We start from the raw sequence: 18,765 nt of genomic DNA, 5'->3' as shown, positions 1-18,765 counted from the left end.
TTATTTGCATATGGCAGAAAAAAAAGCATTTGTATTAAGAATAAACCCGGATGTGTTAAAGGAAATTGAAACATGGGGAATCCAGGAATTCCGCAGTACTAACGGACAGATAGAGTATTTACTACAGGAAGCGTTAAATAACCGCAAAAAAGCTACGAAGCGGAAGAAAGTGAATTAATATGCATGCATATTAATTTTATATACCCATACTAATAACTAAATTTGTCCTCTACCATTTATAAAAGAAATCATATCTTATGAAAGAAGTATATATTGTATCGGCCACACGTACACCTATAGGTAGTTTTGGCGGCAGTTTGGCGAGGCTCTCCGCAACTGAATTGGGAGGCATTGTAATAAAGTCTGCCGTTCAAAAAGCGGGTTTACAACCTGCCGACATCCAGGAAGTTTATATGGGTAATGTGCTTTCGGCCAACTTAGGACAAGCTCCGGCTACACAGGCAGCAATATTTGCTGGATTGCCTTATTTACCTGCTACAACTATTAATAAAGTTTGTGCTTCGGGTATGAAAGCGATAATGTTAGCTGCACAAAGTATTGCATGTGGTGATAGCGATATAGCTATAGCCGGTGGTATGGAAAGCATGAGTAATGTGCCTTATTACCTTGATAAAGCACGTAATGGCTATAGGTTGGGTAACGGCCAATTAACTGATGGTCTGATCAAAGATGGGCTTTGGGATGTATATAATGACTATCACATGGGTTCGGCAGCGGAACTTTGCGCCGTTGATTGTAATGTTACGCGTGAAGACCAGGACGCTTTTGCCGTAGAATCCTATAATAGAGCTCAAAAAGCGCAAACTGATGGCAAATTTAAGGAAGAGATAACACCAGTTGAATTAAAAGACCGCAAAGGAGAAGTAACCATATTTAGCGATGATGAGGAACCTAAGGCTGTTAAGTTTGATAAGATACCCTCATTAAAACCTGTATTTAAAAAGGACGGAACGGTTACTGCCGCAAATGCTTCAACATTAAATGATGGCGCTGCAGCATTGGTGTTAATGAGTAAAGAAAAAGCGGAGGCCATAGGAATAAAACCCTTAGCCAAAATTGTGGCTTATGCAGATGCACAACAGGCACCTGAATACTTCACCACTGCACCGTCTAAAGCTATCCCGCTTGCTCTGTATAAGGCTGGTTTATCGGCAGAACAAATAGATTTTTTTGAAATAAATGAAGCGTTTTCAGTTGTAGCTTTAGCCAATAATAGGTTATTGGAATTGGATGCATCAAAAGTAAATGTAAATGGAGGTGCTGTAGCATTGGGGCATCCGCTTGGCGCATCGGGTGCTCGCATAATTGTGACATTACTTTATGTATTACAGCAAAATAACGCCAAATTAGGCGCAGCTGGTATTTGTAACGGCGGCGGTGGTGCAGGTGCAATGATTATTCAAAATTTACGTTAAAAAATTCGTGATCAGCTTTCCTGATTATTTTATCATCTCATAATTGTTAATGAAACGAATTTTTATTGCTATAACATTTTTATTTATTAGCGGGTATTTATTTGCGCAACATTCAGATGAGGGTGCAAATTTAAGACAGTTAAATTCTTATAAAGATAGCCTTATCACATTAGGTAAAAGATTTATCAATAACCCGGATGAGCTTGAACGCAAAAATGCTAATTATACATTTATACGTACATTAGTAAGTGCACTAAAAATTCCGCATAGTTTTAATTATTCATTTGACTCTGTAAAAAGCATAAGTGTACTTAACTCACCGGATAATCGTTTCCGTATATTTTCATGGCATATAATGAATCGTGACGGCAGTTATAGGTTTTACGGTACTATTCAAATGAATACAGGTGATCGCTTATTAATGTACCCCTTGGAAGATTATAGTCCTTTTATAAAACAACCGGCTGATACTATTACCGACAATCATAAATGGTACGGGGCCCAGTATTACAAGATAGCGCGTATTAATGCGTCAAGACCCTATTATGTTCTATTAGGTTGGAAAGGCAATAATATTAAATCAACAAAACGCGTTATTGAAACATTATCTTTTGGGCGTGACGATAAACCAATTTTTGGAATGCCTGTTTTCAATGATAAAAATCAAACTCACAATCGCATCGTTTTTGAATACACAAGGCAGGCTTCAATGCTACTAAGGTATGTACCGGAACAGCAGCTGATCGTTTTTGATCATCTCGCCCCTCCTGATAAGAAATTAAAAGATAAACAAGATACTTATGGGCCAGATCTTAGTTATGATGGCTACCAATTAAAAAATGGTAAATGGATATTAGTTGACGACCTAGATATGCGCAATGTGCCGAATGAAAGCGATGAGCAGTATGTTGACCCTAAGATACAGGCGATAAAGGATAAGAACTCAGTTCCATTAAAGCAAAAAAATTAAACTGTTACAGTTTAGTTTCACTCCAAATATTAAAGTAACAGTTGTAATAATTTCGGTATAAAATTTCGATTTAATAGAATAATAGTATTTTAGGCAAAATTTAAACAAAGACTATATGGCGCAAGATGTACAATTAGATTCAGAAACCACTAAACCAAAATATCCGCGGAGTATACCTTTTATTATAGGTAATGAAGCAGCGGAAAGATTTAGTTTTTATGGAATGCGTTCCATATTGGCCACATTTCTGGTTGCACAATTCTTTAATCCGACAAACAACCCTGCTTTGCAAGCAGTGGCTGAAGCAAAATCAAATGAAAGCACTCACTTTTTTGTAACTCTTGCTTATACTCTACCCTTTTTGGGAGCGATTGTGGCTGATTGGTTTACAGGTAAATACAAAATAATTTTATGGATATCAATAGTATACTGTTTCGGCCATTTATTCCTGGCGATATTTGACAGTAATTTAGATGGCTTTATATTTGGTCTGGTGTTAGTGGCTATAGGCGCCGGTGGTATTAAATCATGTGTATCAGCTAACGTTGGTGATCAGTTCGACCAAACTAATCAATCACTTATTTCAAAAGTTTATGGTTGGTTTTACTTTAGCATAAATGCCGGTTCCATGATATCAACAATTTTGATACCATGGGTTTATGCAAATTATGGTGCAAAATGGGCTTTCGGTATCCCAGGCATATTAATGGCATTAGCCACTATTATATTTTTCTCTGGCCGTAAAATGTATGTCCGTGTTCCCCCTTCCGGTATTAATAAAAATAATTTTGTATTTATTTCGCTGTATGCCTTATTCAATATCGGCAAAAAGAAAAAGGGTCAGGCGTTGTTAGATGTGGCTAAAGAAAAATTCAATAACGAAAAAGTTGAAGGGACTAAAGCTGTATATAGAGTTATGGCAGTATTTGCGTTTGTACCTATATTTTGGGCAATGTGGGATCAAAATCTTTCGGAATGGGTTTTGCAAGCCGAAAAACTGAACAGACATATTGATTTAGGCTTTTTAGATTTCACCGTTTTGGCGGGGCAGGTACAAACGGTAAATCCTGTGTTTTTGTTATTGTTTATACCGGTATTTAATTATGGCGTATACCCGTTATTCAGTAAAATGGGTATAAATCCTACTCCGTTAAGACGAATAGGTGCAGGTTTAGCCTTAACTTGTCTATCGTTCGTTATTATTGCCTTTTTGCAGGCTAAAGTTGATGCCGGCTTGCATCCATCTATCTGGTGGCAAATATTTGCTTATGTTATTTTATCTGCCGGCGAGGTTTTGGTATCTATAACTGGTTTGGAGTATGCTTATACCCAAGCCCCAAAATCTATGAAAAGTACAATGTCTGCAATATGGTTGTTAACTGTAGCGGCCGGTAACTACTTCGATGTTTTTGTAAATGGGAGCATAGCCGAAGGCGGATTTTTTTCGAAATTTACCGGTGCTGATTATTATTGGCTCTTTACTGGTATTTGTGGTGCTTTTCTTTTGGTGTATATGTTTGTTGCTCCACGTTTAAAAGAGCGCAATTATATTGATGAACCAGAGGTTACAGAAAATGAAGTAGTAGCCGAGAATTTCAATCTCTAATTAAATATTACCTTAATATTACAGGCGAGTGATAACTTTCCTGTAATATTATTTTAGAGCGGGACTAAAATCGATTATTTTAGCGGTTTACTTTACCTATAAATAATATCGCTTTTACGTGCCCGATAGCATAGTCATCATACCTACTTATAATGAAAAAGAGAATATCGAACGAATGGTTCATAAAGTATTCTCCCTGCTTCATGATTTTCACTTGCTTATTATTGATGACGGCTCCCCGGATGGAACTGCCGCTATTGTTAAATTACTTCAGAGGGATTATGCTGAAAAGCTTTTCTTAATAGAAAGAGAGGGAAAACAGGGTTTAGGTACAGCCTACATTCACGGCTTTAAGTGGTCTATAGAAAAGAATTATGATTACATTTTTGAAATGGATGCTGATTTTTCTCATAATCCGGATGACCTGCTCAGATTACGACAGGCTTGCATTGAAGGGGCAGATGCTGTTATAGGGTCGCGTTATATTAAAGGCGTAAATGTTGTTAACTGGCCAATGAGCCGGGTATTAATGAGTTATTTTGCGTCGGTATATGTTAGGTTCATTACCGGAATAACTATTCAGGACTCAACCGCTGGTTTTATGTGTTATAGGCGAAAAGTATTGGAAACCATTCAATTGGATAAAGTTAAGTTTGTTGGTTATGCTTTTCAAATCGAAATGAAATACACCACCATTAAGCATGGTTTTAAAGTTAAAGAAATCCCTATTATTTTTACCGATCGCACAGCCGGTACCTCTAAAATGTCTACCGGGATTTTTAAGGAAGCAGTTTTTGGTGTGATTCAAATGAAGATCAACAGCATATTCAGAAAATATCCGGAAGGATGACTTAATCAACTAAGCTTAATGGGTCTATCTTTGCTGTACTGTGTCTGATATTCTTTCTCACAAAAAATAAATTACTAATTTCGTTGGCAATATGAATGAAAATCTTGATCCGGAACGTGAAAGCCTTTCTCCTGCCGAACGTGATATAGAAAAAGTATTACGCCCACAGGCTTTTGAAGATTTTACCGGTCAACAAAAAATATTAGACAATTTAAAAATATTTGTACAGGCTGCCCGCCAACGCGGTGAATCATTAGATCATGTGTTACTGCATGGTCCCCCGGGACTCGGAAAAACAACCTTATCTCATATTGTAGCAAACGAAATGGGAGTAGGTATCAAAATCACTTCGGGCCCTGTTTTAGATAAACCAGGCGATCTGGCAGGTTTATTAACCAATTTAGAGACAGGAGATATTTTGTTTATTGATGAAATACACCGTTTAAGCCCGTTGGTCGAAGAATATTTATATTCGGCAATGGAGGATTTTAAAATTGATATTATGCTGGAAAGCGGCCCCAATGCGAGGTCCGTACAGATATCTCTTAATCCTTTTACTCTTGTAGGAGCCACAACCCGATCAGGATTATTAACCGCACCATTACGTGCGCGTTTTGGCATAAACGCCAGACTCGAATATTATGACGCAAAGTTACTCACTACAATTGTGCTGCGTTCTGCATCAATACTGAGAACCCCGATAAATGATGAAGGAGCCTATGAGATAGCGCGCCGTAGTCGTGGTACGCCACGTATTGCAAATGCCCTGCTTCGCAGAACACGGGATTTCGCACAAATAAAAGGCAATGGAAGCATTGATACTGCTATAGCTAAATATGCCTTAAATGCTCTGAATGTTGATGAGCATGGATTAGATGAAATGGATAACAAAATACTTCTAACAATTATAGATAAATTTAAAGGTGGTCCGGTAGGTTTAAAAACTATTGCAACAGCGGTTGGAGAAGAAGAAGGCACCATTGAGGAAGTGTACGAACCGTTTTTAATTCAGGAAGGCTTTTTAATGCGTACAGCCCGTGGTCGCGAGGCCACTGAAAGTGCTTATAAACACTTAGGTAAAATAAAGACCGGAAATAATCCGTCACTTTTTTAAAACAAAAATTCCATTATACAAATTACTTTTATTGATGAAAAAACTATTACTGCTCATTACATGCTTATTTTCCCTGAATTTATTTGCGCAACAAGTTAATAAGGTAACAGATCCGGTGGAGTGGATAAACCCATTAATGGGTACGCAATCAAAGTACGATCTATCAAATGGGAACACCTACCCTGCAATAGCTTTGCCTTGGGGAATGAATTTTTGGACACCGGAAACCGGCCGAATGGGTGATGGCTGGCAGTATACTTATGATGCACACAAAATTAACGGCTTCAAGCAAACACACCAGCCATCTCCCTGGATGAACGATTACGGACAATTTGCAATTATGCCTGTAACTGATAGTTTAAAAGTGACTCAAAATGCCCGGGCGAGTTGGTTTTCACATAAAGCCGAAATTGCTAAACCCTACTATTATAGTGTTTACCTGGCTGATCATGATGTTACTACCGAGATAACACCTACTGAACGCAGTGCTCAGTTTAGATTCACTTATCCTAAAACAGATAGCTCATTTATTGTTATAGATGCCTTTGACAGAGGCTCATATATTAAGGTAATACCCGGCGAAAAGAAGATTGTAGGATATTCTACTAAATATGCTCGTGGTCCGTTAAAGAATTTTAAAAACTACTTTGTTATCTATGTGGATAAACCTATAGAACTAACAAAGTTGTATAGTGATAGCACGCTAGCTGCAGGTAATGAACTGAATGCTAAGCATGTTACTGCAGTTATTGGTTTTAAAACCAATAAGGGTGAACAAGTTCACTTGAGGGTTGCTTCATCATTTATTAGTATTGAACAAGCCGATGTTACACTTAAAAGAGAAATTGGAACTGATAGTTTTGATGCAACTGAGCAAAAGGCTAAAACCGTATGGAATAAGACCTTGAGTCGTCTTACAGTTGAAGGTGGATCAGTTGACCAGGTACGTACATTTTATTCGTGCTTATACCGGATGTTATTTTTTCCGAACAAGCTTTATGAAGTTGATGCTAAGGGGCAAATTATTCACTATAGCCCTTATACAGGTGAAACACTACCGGGTTATATGTTTGCCGGGACTGGCTTTTGGGATACATTCAGAGCTTTATATCCCTTTCTTAATTTAGTTTATCCATCTATTAATAAGGAAATGCAGGAAGGCCTTATTAATGATTATAAAGAAGGAGGCTGGCTGCCTGAATGGAGTAGTCCGGGTTATTCAAATGTAATGGTAGGTAATAATTCTGCTTCAGTTGTTGCAGATGCCTATATAAAAGGTGGCAGAGGATATGATATTAATACTTTATATGAAGCATTAATACATGGTGCTAATAATGACGGACCGGCGGGTACAGGGCGCGATGGTATTGATTATTATAAAAGTCTGGGCTATGTACCCTATGATGTGAAGATCAATGAGAGCGCGGCGCGTACCCTTGAATATGCTTATGATGATTTTACTATTTATAAATTGGCTCAGGCTTTACACCGTCCAAAGTCCGAAATCGATTTATATAAGGCCCGTAGCATGAATTATAAGAAGCTCTTCGATCCGTCAACCAATTTAATGCGTGGTAAAAATAAGGATGGTAGTTTTCAAAGCCCTTTTAATCCATTTAAGTGGGGTGATGCTTTTACCGAAGGAAATAGCTGGCATTACACCTGGAGTGTTTTTCATGATATACAAGGTTTGATTGATTTGATGGGTGGCAAAAAGCAATTTGCAGCTAAGCTTGATTCTGTATTTACTTTACCGCCGATATTTGATGATAGTTACTACGGAGAAGTAATACACGAAATAAGAGAAATGCAAATAGCGGATATGGGCCAATATGCCCATGGTAACCAACCTATACAACACATGATATATTTGTATGATTATGCTGGCGAACCGTGGAAAGCTCAATACCATGTACGCGATGTAATGAACAAACTATACAAAGCTACCCCGGATGGTTACTGTGGCGATGAAGATAATGGCCAAACCTCGGCATGGTATGTGTTTTCTGCTATGGGTTTTTATCCGGTTTGTCCTGCCACAGATCAATATGTATTGGGTGCTCCATTATTTAAAAAGCTTACTGTAAATCTTGAGAATGGAAAGAAAATAGTTATTAATGCGCCAGCTAACAATACAAAAAATAAATACGTAAGCAAATTAACAGTTAATGGAAAACCTTATGATTTTAACTGGTTAAGTCATCATTCTTTAATACAAGGAGCCACCTTAAATTACACCATGTCGGCACAACCAAATAAAACAAGGGGTACTAAAGCTGTTGATGTACCTTATTCTCTATCTACCGAAAAATAATATAGCCATGAGGTTTGCAAGGATTTTATTGTTCATGTTACTTATTTCATGCATATGCGGCAAAATCGCATATGCCCAGAGCACACTTAAAGTAGGAATTGCAGGCTTAACTCATGATCACGTAAATGGCATATTAGATCAATATTGCCGAGGAGAAGTAAATATTGTTGGCATAGCAGAATCTGATAAACAGTTAAGATTAAAATACCAAAAGAGGTATAGTTTACCGGATTCAATTCTTTTTGATGACCTTAAAAAAATGGTTATTTCAAAAAAGCCCGATGCAGTTTTGGGATATAATGCAGTAGCCAAACATATTGATATTGTGGAGATATGTGCGCCGCTTGGAATATCCGTAATGGTGGAGAAACCACTGGCAGCTACTTTGGCGCAGGCCAAACGAATGGAGTTTTTATCATTAAAATATTATATAAAACTATTAACTAATTACGAAACTACCTGGTATCCTTCATTTCAGAATTTATATAACATGACCAGCAACGACAGCATTGGCCATATACGTAAAATTGTTGTACATGACGGGCACCAGGGGCCAAAGGAAATTGGTTGCAGTAAAGAGTTTTTAAGCTGGTTAACGGATCCTGAACAGAATGGCGGCGGAGCTTTGTTTGATTTTGGCTGTTATGGCGCTGATTTGATGACCTGGTTAATGGACGGGCAAAAGCCAGTTGCCGTTACAGCAGTAGCACGTCATCTAAAACCGCAAACTTACCCTAAAGTAGAAGACGATGTAAATGTAATTGTGGAATATCCTACGGCTACCGGCATAATTGAAGCATCCTGGAACTGGCCCTTTTCTATAAAAGATTTAGAAGTGTTTGGAGACATGGGATATATTCACGCGTTAGATAAAAATAATTTTATCACCAAAATTCGGGATAATAGAAGCTTATCAATGGTAGCGGATACATTAGCAGCCCCAATGGATAATCCGGTGTCTTATCTGCATATGGTGCTTAATAATAGACTTATGGGTATTAACGACAGATCGTCTTTAAAATATAATATGATTGTGATGCAGATATTAGATGCCGCCAAAAGATCAGTAGCCGAAGGAAAGCGAATAGTATTGTAAACAATAATTCTTTTATTAACAGTTAATAATATATACTGTTAAATATATTATTTTAGCGGCCTACTATATAATACATTTATCTCAAACTTATGTTAAAAAAATTTATAGCCGTTATTTCGATTGCTATTTTAGGTATTACAGCTTGCCAGTCCGAAACATCTTCAGATCAATCTAAAACAGATAGTTTATCTGTGGATTCCGGAAAGACGACAGCCGCCACCTCTTCCGAACCATCGGTAAAGCTTGCCACCGGCCCTATTGATAAAGCTGCAATTATGTCGCGTAAACAAGTACCTGTGGTTTGTTATCACCAAATACGTGACTGGAAACCCACCGATTCAAAAACCGCTAAAGATTACATTGTTCAAATTGCTGCTTTTAAAGAGCATATGAAAATGCTTGCTGATAGTGGATATCACACCATTTTACCCGACCAACTATATAATTATTTAACAACTGGCGCGCCGCTTCCCAAAAAGCCCATTATGCTTACCTTTGACGATACCGACCTCGATCAGTTTACTGTTGCTGGCCCGGAAATGAAAAAATATGGCTTTAAAGGCGTGTTTTTTATTATGACGGTTTCAATTGGCAGGCCACATTATATGAGTAAAGAACAAATTAAACAATTATCTGACGAGGGGAATGTGATAGCATCACACACGTGGGATCACCATAACTTTAAAAAGTATTCAGGAAAAGATTGGGAAATACAAATAGATAAACCAACAAAAAAGCTGGAGGAAATTACAGGCAAAAAGATGAAGTATTTTGCTTATCCTTTTGGCTTATGGAATGAACAAGGTATACCGGAACTAAAAAAGCGTGGTTTTATTGCTGCATTCCAGCTTGCAGAAAAACGAGATCCTAAAAATCCGTTATTTACTATTCGTAGAATATTGGATAGCGGCTATTGGAGTACAAAAACTTTTAGTAATAGCATACGGAATAGTTTTTAACCAACCTTTATGCTATTTAATTATAAACCCTCTTTTGTAAAACAGAAGAGGGTTTATTTTTTCATTATCTTAGGTATATTTAGCCATGTTTAATATCTCACGAATCGCGATATATTGTTTTTTTGCTTTACTGCTTTTGGAAAGCTGTGGTAATTCTAAACCCGTTGATACCCGAGTGTCAAAGAAAGAACAGTCAGAAGTGTTAATAGCAGAACACTTTAAATTATTGAATGATCATAATTTAAAAGCATTAACACAACAATATGCCACAACTGCATCAATTTCGTCAAGTGAATGGAATGGTATTGCAATTGGTCCTGCCGGAGCTGATCAAATTTTTCATCTCGAATTTTATAAATCGCCGGATGCCAAATACTTGGTCGATAATATCATAAATAATGATTCAACATTAGTTGTACAATATGATGTTGTGGGCCTGCGTGATATTAATAATGGCAACACACGATATGATCTTCGAAAATGCAGTGTTTTTAAAATTGATAGCAACCTTATCGTAAATGAAGCAACTTATGCTAATCCGTTATTTTATCATAACGGTAATTAATTTACTAAAGGTTTTCTCCCGACGGCCCCTGCCCTTTGTTAGATGAATTTTGTCCGGCTTCGGAGACTTCATCATTATCATATGGTGTAACCGTTGGCACTTTTTTAGCCAAATCATTGTCTGATACGTTTTGTTTAAGCTGATCATTACCAACGTTTGCAATATTTCCCTCGGTATCATGATTTTTCCCTTGAGCATTAGCCCGGTCAAATCCCTCTTGTTTAGTTTCCATAATTATGTTTTCTCTATTACAACTATAATCATACCAATAATGTGTTAATTGCATAAAGGTGGTTTATATTTATCTTTGTAAAGTGCAAAATATCTCAGCATATTCTAAACTAATTAAAGCCGAGGCAGAAAAACTTGGTTTTATGTTTTGCGGAATAGCCAAGGCGGAGTTTCTTGAAGATGAAGCGCCTAAATTAGAAAGCTGGTTAAGTAAGGGAATGCATGGTGAAATGCATTATATGGAAAACCACTTTGATAAGCGTTTGGATCCACGGCTGTTAGTTGATGGAGCTAAATCAGTAATATCATTGGGTTTAAATTATTACAATAATAATATTCAGATAGATATAACATCACCCAAAATATCCAAATATGCTTATGGTGTTGATTATCATAGTGTTATTAAAGACAAGTTAAAGCAATTACTCAATACTATCAATACTGAGATTGGGGAAGTCAATGGCCGCGCTTTTGTGGATTCGGCTCCCGTTCTGGATAAAGCCTGGGCAAAAAAAGCCGGTTTAGGCTGGATAGGGAAAAACGCCAATTTAATAAGCAAAAAAACTGGTTCATTCTTTTTTTTAGCTGAACTGATTATAGATCTCGAATTAGAATATGATATAAAACCTACCGCTGACCATTGTGGTAGTTGTACAAGGTGTATTGATGCATGCCCTACCGATGCTATTGTCGGGCCTTATGTAGTAGATGGAAGTAGGTGTATATCATATCTGACTATTGAACTAAAAAACGAAATACCCAACGAGTTTAAAGGCAAAATGGATAACTGGATGTTTGGTTGCGATATATGTCAGGACGTTTGTCCGTGGAATCGTTTTTCTGTTTTAAATTCTGAACCCGCTTTTATCCCACCACCGGAACTATCACAATTTAATAAATCGGATTGGGACGAGATAACTTCTGAAACATTTAAAAAAGTATTTAAAAATTCGGCAGTTAAACGCACCAGGTTTGAAGGTCTAAAAAGAAATATTAAATTTCTTTCTTAGCACCTAAGACAATACACGTTTTTATATAACTTATCCGAATTATCCTTTCTTAAACTTCATTGCTAACTGCTGTAGCATATCCTCATTTACTGGTTTAGCAGGTTCTTGCTTTTTTTGATAAGTCCTATTTAGAGAGTTTGAATTATTACTTATTACAGTTTTCTTTTGAAAAATTTGATTGGAATCAGATTTAGTTTTGTTTTCTGTAGCGTGTGAAGTTTTGGACTGTCTTTCAGCCATTTTTTTAGCATTCCATCGCTTATATATCTCTTCCAGCTTACGTTTGGTGTATAACGGGAAATCACCCTGCATCATCCATGAGTAGTAACTAGGCTCAACAGTAAAAACATCCTCAACACGTTTGCCTTTATGTTTGCCAAAATTTATAAGTTCTTCACCTTGTTCATTATAGATCATTCTACCTGCGAAATCAACAGGTCTGGTCAAATTTGTAAATTTATGCAAGGCTTCCACGTCTCCTACTACGGGTTTGCTTCGGTTGCCTTTTTTATCTTCCCATTCGGCGTTCTCATATCGTTCAATTTGTGCTAACAACACCTCCATGGTAGCGCGGGTATCGGCTTCAGCTGAATGTGCATTGAGTATCTGTTTATCGCAATAAAACTGATAGGCCGCTTTTAAAGTGCGCTGCTCCATCTGGTGAAAAATATTTTGTACATCCACAAAATGGCGGTTATCTAGCTCAAATGGTACACCAGCCCTTATAAATTCCTCCATAAGCATTGGGATATCAAATTTATTTGAATTATAGCCCGCCAGATCACTATTATCAATAAATTTGGCTATCTCCTCTCCCAACTCATGAAAACGTTTTTCATCAATTATATGTTCGTCGAATATTCCGTGCACCATTGACGACTCTAATGGAATGGGAATTCCCGGATTAACTCGCCATGTTTTAACTTCCTCACTTCCATCCGGATAAAGCTTTATAACGGATATTTCAACAATACGATCAGCGCCGATATTAGTACCAGTCGTTTCCAGATCAAAAAAGGCAAGGGGACGTTTTAAAATTAATTTCATGTTTATAATTCAGTGTTGCAAAGGTGGCAAAACTCTTAAAATTATCTATAGTTTATTTTTTATAGTTTCATTAAAAGAAAAATAGCTATTTTCATTGGCCTGATTAATATATAAATTATATGAATAAATTTTTACCAGCCTTATTTGCTTTTTGTCTTTTATCTATCTGTGTATCTGCACAAAACTTTCCTTATGGCAACTACAGTCAAGAAGAAATTAACTTAAAAAGATATGCTAAAGATACCACTGCACATGCTGTGGTATTAAATGAATATGGCAATACCCGTATAGATGTAGTGAGTGATGATGATATTAAAATAATATATACCTATCACGTAAAGATAAAGATATTTGACAGTAAGGCATTTGATAAAGGTATAGTTGAAGTTCCCTTTTATACTGAAAAGGATGATATGAGAGAAAAAGTTGATGATATTAAAGGTATCACAACTTATTTAACTGATAACGGGACGGTACAACGGTCAGAACTGGATCCATCTAAGATTGTTGAAGTAAAAGAAAATGATTACTGGAGCAATAGCAAGTTTGCTTTACCAAATATACGTAACGGCTGTATAATTGAATATGAATATAAGGTTATTACGCCTTTTTGGGATAAATTTCCTGCATGGCACTTCCAGGATGATATACCAAAGGTATATTCAGAGTACGAGGTGCATATACCTGCATTCTGGACATATAACGCCTTACTGCGTGGTGGTCTTGCTTTAACAAAAAACACTTCAGAAGTAGAAAAGGGTTGTTTTTCTACACACGGTTCAAGCTGCGATTGTTCACATTTGGTATATGGTATGGCCAACGTGCCTGCATTTGAAGTGGAAAATTATATGACAGCGCCAAAAAACTTTAAGTCTGCTATATATTTTAACCTTTCTGAATATATAAATCCATACCGTGGTAATAAGGTAAGAGTTACTAAGGAGTGGAAGGATATTGATTATAACTTAAAACATGCCGATTATTTTGGAAACCAGATAAAGCATAAAGACCAGCTTAAAAAATATACAGTGCCGGTAGTTGAAGGTAAAACTGATGACTTAACCAAGGCGAAAGCTATATATGCTTACATTCAAAAAAACATAAAGTGGAATGGTATACGCTCACGTGGAAGTGATGATGGTATACGAAAGGCTTTGGAAAATCATACAGGTAATGTGGGTGACATTAATTTAGCATTAGTTTCAGCGTTAAATTCCGTTGATTTGGATGCCGATGCAGTGTTACTGTCCACTCGTGATAATGGCCTGATCAATAGGATTTATCCGGTTGAGAATGAATTTGATTACGTTATAGCCAAAGTAGACATTGGTGGCAAAACCTATATGCTCGACGCAACCGATCCTTTACTTGGGTTTGGGATGTTGCCTTTAAAATGTTTTAATGACCAGGGTCGGGTAATGAGTTTGGACAAGCCATCCTACTGGATAGATTTAGGTAAAGAGCAAAGAAAATCAAGTACAAGTTCATTAGATCTGACGCTGCAAAGCGACGGTAAATTAAAAGGTACTATTACCATTTATTCATCCGGATATCAGGGATACGAAAAGCGTAGTGCTATTAAAAAATTTAATACGCTCGATGAATATATTGAAAACATAGATGAAAAACTTACCAAAACAAAAATACTTAAAGCAGATGTAATAAATGTGGATAGCTTGGATTCGCCTTTAGAAGAGAAGTATGAAGTTGAAATTGACGCGTTTGATAATTTAGACCATAATCGACTATCTTTTAATCCATTTATTTTTGACAGAATAACCGTTAATCCGTTTAAATTAAATGAACGAAACTATCCGGTGGACTGGGGAATGCCCTCAGATGACCGGTTTATTTTAACTATGCATTTGCCTGCTGAATATGCTATTGAAAGTTCTCCGGACGGTATAGCACTTGCTTTGCCAAACCAGGGGGGCAAATTTATTACTAACTTTACGGGGAATAGCAATTCCTTTACATTCTCAAACGTACTTCAATTTAATAAATCGGTTTATGCGCCAGAAGAATATCCCTATCTAAAGGAGTTGTATAACAAAATAATATCAACTGAACGGGCCGAGATAGTGTTCAAGAAAAAATCATGAAATTAATTTATTTGGCATTTCTCATGCTGATGCTTTCTGTAGGTACACAAGCACAGCAAAATTATGATGTCAGCCTCATCCCGAAAGATCTTCTACCTTACGCAAGTGCTGTTATCAGAAATAAAGATGTTACTATTGAAGTAAAAGATGTTGACAATACTATATATCATATAAAAACTGCCATAACAGTTCTGAATAAAAATGGTGATGACATTGCCCGTATTGTAATATGGTATAATAAGGCCAACTCTATAAAATACATTAAGGGCACCACATATAATGAATTTGGAAAGCCAATGGGTAAATTTTCGGAGAAAGATTTTTCTGACGTTAATGCTTCAAACGATTTTTCTTTATTTGAAGATTCGCGTGTTAAACACTATATACCGTCTATAGGATCCTATCCATACACTATTGAATATGAATATGAGCAACGTTCAAAACAATCATTAAATTTTGACGATTGGGAACCCAACTCTTTTGATGGCTTAGCAGTTGAGAAAAGCACATTTAGTTTTATTTGTAAACCGGAATTTAAAATAAGGTATAAAGAAATTAATATGCCTTCTTCAGTAAACATCTCCACAACTAATAACGGGCAAAATAATTATACATGGCATGTGGAGAATGTTAAAGCAATTCGCGATGAGCCTTACAGTCCTAATCCGGAGCAATATTTAAGTATGGTAAAAATAGCCCCTGAAAATTTTGAATATGAGGGCATAAAAGGTTCATTTACCAATTGGAGGGAATTAGGACAGTGGACGTATGATAAATTATTAGCTGATCGTAAGCAACTCAGTACAGAAACTATACAACATGTTAAAGAACTGACAGCAGGGATATCAGATCCAAAACTCAAGGCGAAAAAAATATATGAATTTATGCAGTCTAAAACTCGGTATATAAGTGTGCAGGTCGGTATTGGCGGTTATCAGCCGATGCTGGCCGCTGATGTAGATAAATTAAATTATGGTGATTGTAAAGGCCTGGTTAATTATACTCAAGCGCTTTTAAAAGCTGTGGATATCGATTCCTGGTATTGTGTGGTTGAGGCTGGTAGTCGTAAGGTAAGTTTACTGGACAATTTTGCTAGCATGAATCAGGGAAACCACGTTATTTTGTGCCTGCCATTTAAAAATGACACTACTTTTTTAGAATGCACCAGCCAAAAAATACCGTTTGGTTTTCTAAGCAATTTCACTGACGACCGTACAGTACTTGCATGTACACCAACTGGTGGCAAATTGATACATACACCAAAATACGCAGCAGCAATAAATTTACAAGAACGCCGGGCAAATTTCACCATCGATGATAAAGGTGCACTTGCAGGTAAAATAAGTACTACTTTCAAAGGCACACAATATGATAACAGAGAGGAAATTATAGATGAGCCTTTGTCAGAGAAGATAACATTGCTCAAAGAAATCTACTCCTCTATAAACAATTTAAATATTAAAAAACTCGATATTGAACAGGATAAAAACATTTTACCGGTAACTACAGAAAAGCTGGAAATTGATGCCCGTGAATATGCTGCAATTGATAACGGTAAATTTTATTTTTCATTAAATCCGCTAAACCATTCGGGCCGTCCGCCACGAGATATAAGAAATCGATACAACCCTGTTTACATAAATAATGGCTACACAGATGTAGATGAAATAAATTATAATTTACCTGAAGGTTACCGAATAGATAGTGCGCCGCTAAATATTTCTATCGATAAGCCATTTGGTAAATTCACAGCCGTTATGGTAATGGAAGGGAATAAGTTGGTTTTTAAGCGCAGGTTGCAGCTAATTAGTGGTACTTATGATAAAAATGATTACTCCGAACTGGTGAATTTTTATCAAACAGTTTTTGACGCAGATAATTACAATGTGGCATTAGTTAAAAAATAATTATCAACTAAAAATAATAATGCCTAAAATGATACCAATAATCATGATTAAGTATAATAATATCTCATTTCCAGCATAGCGTTTATACTTAGTCCAAAAAGAATAATCCTGCTTTTGATTTGACATACTACAAAATTAAGAATTATATTTAGGTATGGATATTAAGGAAGAAGAAGAAATAAAAAAAGAGTTTCAACTGGAGCGGGTAATTTTATTTACCGATGCTGTTTTTGCTATCATCATTACCATAATGGTGCTGGAAATTAAACTCCCGGAAGATTTGCGTCATGCAGAGCACGACGAAATTAGAAAGGCCTTTATTGGATTAATTCCTAAAGTTGGTGGCTACATAATTTCTTTTTTTATAGTGGGAATATTTTGGGTAAAACATCTTAAAATGTTTAGTTATTTAAAAGATTATACTACACAACTTATCACGTTAAATCTTCTTTTTTTATTTTTTATATCTCTTTTCCCTTTTTCCATCTCGCTCTTATCAGAAACAATCAGTCCCCAAAATTATGATGCGCTGTTTGTTTATTTTACAGTGATATTATTGGCTTTTTTAAGCCAAACATTAATCACCGGTTATTTAGTGAAAAATGCTCAAAAGCTTTGTATTAAACCACAGGAATTGGAGAGAAATCTGGAATGGAAATTACAAAGAATACATTTTGTAAGTATTCCATTATTATTTACCTATATTTTTTTAGGCGGTTACATTTATAACTTTCCGCCACAGTTGTTTTCATATGGTTTTATAATATGGGCATTATCTATAGCAATTATTCGAAAAAGATTATATCCAAAACCGCACTATGACGGACCGATTTTAGCAAGATTATTTAAATCACTTAGGAACAGGAGTTTAAAGGCTAAGCAAAATTCTGAAAATTAATTGCTTTGTGCGGATGCCGTAGAATTAATTACCGACCCGCAACGGGAAAAATATTCATATATACCCCTATCGTGTAATCTTACGATGGTTACCCCCTTGCGGGTACTTGCATGTAATATATACCCGTTTTGAAGGTAAACCCCAACATGGCTGAATTGCTTTCCATCATAATCAAAAAACACCAAATCACCTTCTTTAAGCTCGTCCTCGTATTTGCGCTTAATCACTTCAACTTGTGTGGCACATGTACGCGGTACAGGTTGATCATATACCTGTAATTGCAATAAAAAAACCAGCCCCGAGCAATCTATCCCATCTTTATCCATGCCGCCAAAACGGTACGGTACCCCCATCCATTGGTCAATAAAATCATACAGGCGTCCGTTTTCAATATCACTGCGCTTAACCCCCATTATATCCGCATATTTCTCGGCTATATGTTTACCAGGCTTAACCATAATATAAGGCCCCCGGTTGATTAAGTCAGGTAGTTCGCTTCCTACATCTTTTTTATCAGCATTATTCTTTACGATTAGCTTTTTGGAATGACAGGACGAAAATAAAATGGCAGAAGTTATTGCAATTATTATGATCTTAAAATGGCGTGAAAAATGCATGGCTTAAAGATATTTTGAAACACTTTAAAATCTGACCTGATAT

At 36.4% G+C, this 18,765-nt stretch carries 17 protein-coding genes; 14 read left to right on the top strand and 3 right to left on the bottom strand.

Annotation, left to right across the window (positions count from 1 at the left end):
* The first annotated feature begins 10 nt into the window (after positions 1-10).
* From I5M19_RS07755 to I5M19_RS07710, 10 genes are all read left to right on the top strand, one after another.
* Positions 11-178: an Arc family DNA binding domain-containing protein gene (locus I5M19_RS07755; RefSeq protein WP_200065631.1), complete on the top strand. Its 168-nt coding sequence runs from the start codon at positions 11-13 to the stop codon at positions 176-178.
* Positions 179-257: 79 nt separating this feature from the next.
* Positions 258-1,436, top strand: coding sequence for an acetyl-CoA C-acyltransferase (locus I5M19_RS07750; protein WP_200065630.1), 1,179 nt, complete (start codon positions 258-260; stop codon positions 1,434-1,436).
* A 49-nt stretch (positions 1,437-1,485) separates the two neighbouring features.
* Positions 1,486-2,406, top strand: coding sequence for a hypothetical protein (locus I5M19_RS07745; RefSeq protein WP_200065629.1), 921 nt, complete (start codon positions 1,486-1,488; stop codon positions 2,404-2,406).
* Between the two features lie 115 nt (positions 2,407-2,521).
* Entirely contained in the window at positions 2,522-4,012 is a 1,491-nt protein-coding gene (locus I5M19_RS07740; RefSeq protein WP_200065628.1) for a POT family MFS transporter, read from the top strand.
* Between the two features lie 118 nt (positions 4,013-4,130).
* Positions 4,131-4,862: a polyprenol monophosphomannose synthase gene (locus tag I5M19_RS07735; RefSeq protein ID WP_200065627.1), complete on the top strand. Its 732-nt coding sequence runs from the start codon at positions 4,131-4,133 to the stop codon at positions 4,860-4,862.
* Between the two features lie 91 nt (positions 4,863-4,953).
* Positions 4,954-5,976, top strand: coding sequence for a Holliday junction branch migration DNA helicase RuvB (gene ruvB / locus I5M19_RS07730; RefSeq protein WP_200065626.1), 1,023 nt, complete (start codon positions 4,954-4,956; stop codon positions 5,974-5,976).
* Between the two features lie 34 nt (positions 5,977-6,010).
* Positions 6,011-8,290 (top strand): GH92 family glycosyl hydrolase, encoded by a 2,280-nt coding sequence (locus I5M19_RS07725; RefSeq protein WP_200065625.1) that lies wholly within the window; start codon positions 6,011-6,013, stop codon positions 8,288-8,290.
* A gap of 7 nt (positions 8,291-8,297) precedes the next feature.
* Positions 8,298-9,386 (top strand): Gfo/Idh/MocA family protein, encoded by a 1,089-nt coding sequence (locus I5M19_RS07720; RefSeq protein ID WP_200065624.1) that lies wholly within the window; start codon positions 8,298-8,300, stop codon positions 9,384-9,386.
* A gap of 89 nt (positions 9,387-9,475) precedes the next feature.
* A complete protein-coding gene (locus I5M19_RS07715) occupies positions 9,476-10,345 on the top strand; it encodes a polysaccharide deacetylase family protein (RefSeq protein WP_200065623.1) in 870 nt (289 codons plus the stop codon).
* 175 nt (positions 10,346-10,520) lie between these two features.
* On the top strand, positions 10,521-10,910 hold the full coding sequence (locus I5M19_RS07710) for a nuclear transport factor 2-like protein (RefSeq protein WP_200065622.1): 390 nt from the start codon (positions 10,521-10,523) through the stop codon (positions 10,908-10,910).
* A 4-nt stretch (positions 10,911-10,914) separates the two neighbouring features.
* Here the strand turns inward: I5M19_RS07710 and I5M19_RS07705 are convergent, their stop codons facing one another.
* On the bottom strand, positions 10,915-11,142 hold the full coding sequence (locus I5M19_RS07705) for a hypothetical protein (RefSeq protein WP_200065621.1): 228 nt from the start codon (positions 11,140-11,142) through the stop codon (positions 10,915-10,917).
* 82 nt (positions 11,143-11,224) lie between these two features.
* On the opposite strand from I5M19_RS07705, the gene queG reads away from it, so the two are divergent.
* Positions 11,225-12,151 carry a tRNA epoxyqueuosine(34) reductase QueG gene (gene queG, locus I5M19_RS07700; RefSeq protein ID WP_200065620.1) on the top strand — a complete coding sequence of 309 codons (927 nt, stop codon included), beginning with the start codon at positions 11,225-11,227 and terminating at the stop codon, positions 12,149-12,151.
* Between the two features lie 39 nt (positions 12,152-12,190).
* Here the strand turns inward: queG and I5M19_RS07695 are convergent, their stop codons facing one another.
* Positions 12,191-13,198, bottom strand: a complete 1,008-nt coding sequence (locus I5M19_RS07695; RefSeq protein WP_200065619.1) for a 3'-5' exonuclease — start codon at positions 13,196-13,198, stop codon at positions 12,191-12,193.
* 119 nt (positions 13,199-13,317) lie between these two features.
* On the opposite strand from I5M19_RS07695, the gene I5M19_RS07690 reads away from it, so the two are divergent.
* From I5M19_RS07690 to I5M19_RS07680, 3 genes are all read left to right on the top strand, one after another.
* The gene (locus tag I5M19_RS07690; protein WP_200065618.1) at positions 13,318-15,300 is read left to right on the top strand and encodes a DUF3857 domain-containing protein; all 1,983 of its coding nucleotides are present in this window, start codon (positions 13,318-13,320) and stop codon (positions 15,298-15,300) included.
* A complete protein-coding gene (locus I5M19_RS07685; protein WP_200065617.1) occupies positions 15,297-17,207 on the top strand; it encodes a DUF3857 domain-containing protein in 1,911 nt (636 codons plus the stop codon). Before I5M19_RS07690 ends, I5M19_RS07685 begins: the two co-directional genes overlap by 4 nt.
* Positions 17,208-17,361: 154 nt before the next feature.
* A complete protein-coding gene (locus I5M19_RS07680) occupies positions 17,362-18,105 on the top strand; it encodes a TMEM175 family protein (RefSeq protein WP_200065616.1) in 744 nt (247 codons plus the stop codon).
* Here the strand turns inward: I5M19_RS07680 and I5M19_RS07675 are convergent.
* Positions 18,102-18,722 (bottom strand): C40 family peptidase, encoded by a 621-nt coding sequence (locus I5M19_RS07675; protein ID WP_200065615.1) that lies wholly within the window; start codon positions 18,720-18,722, stop codon positions 18,102-18,104. The two genes, I5M19_RS07680 and I5M19_RS07675, sit on opposite strands and share 4 nt — an antisense overlap.
* Between the last annotated feature and the right edge of the window lie 43 nt (positions 18,723-18,765).

The organism is Mucilaginibacter segetis (assembly GCF_016522075.1).
GTDB classification, from domain to species: domain Bacteria; phylum Bacteroidota; class Bacteroidia; order Sphingobacteriales; family Sphingobacteriaceae; genus Mucilaginibacter; species Mucilaginibacter segetis.
The sequence above is the reverse complement of the archived record's forward strand: the minus strand, read 5'-3'. Positions and strand labels throughout refer to the sequence as shown.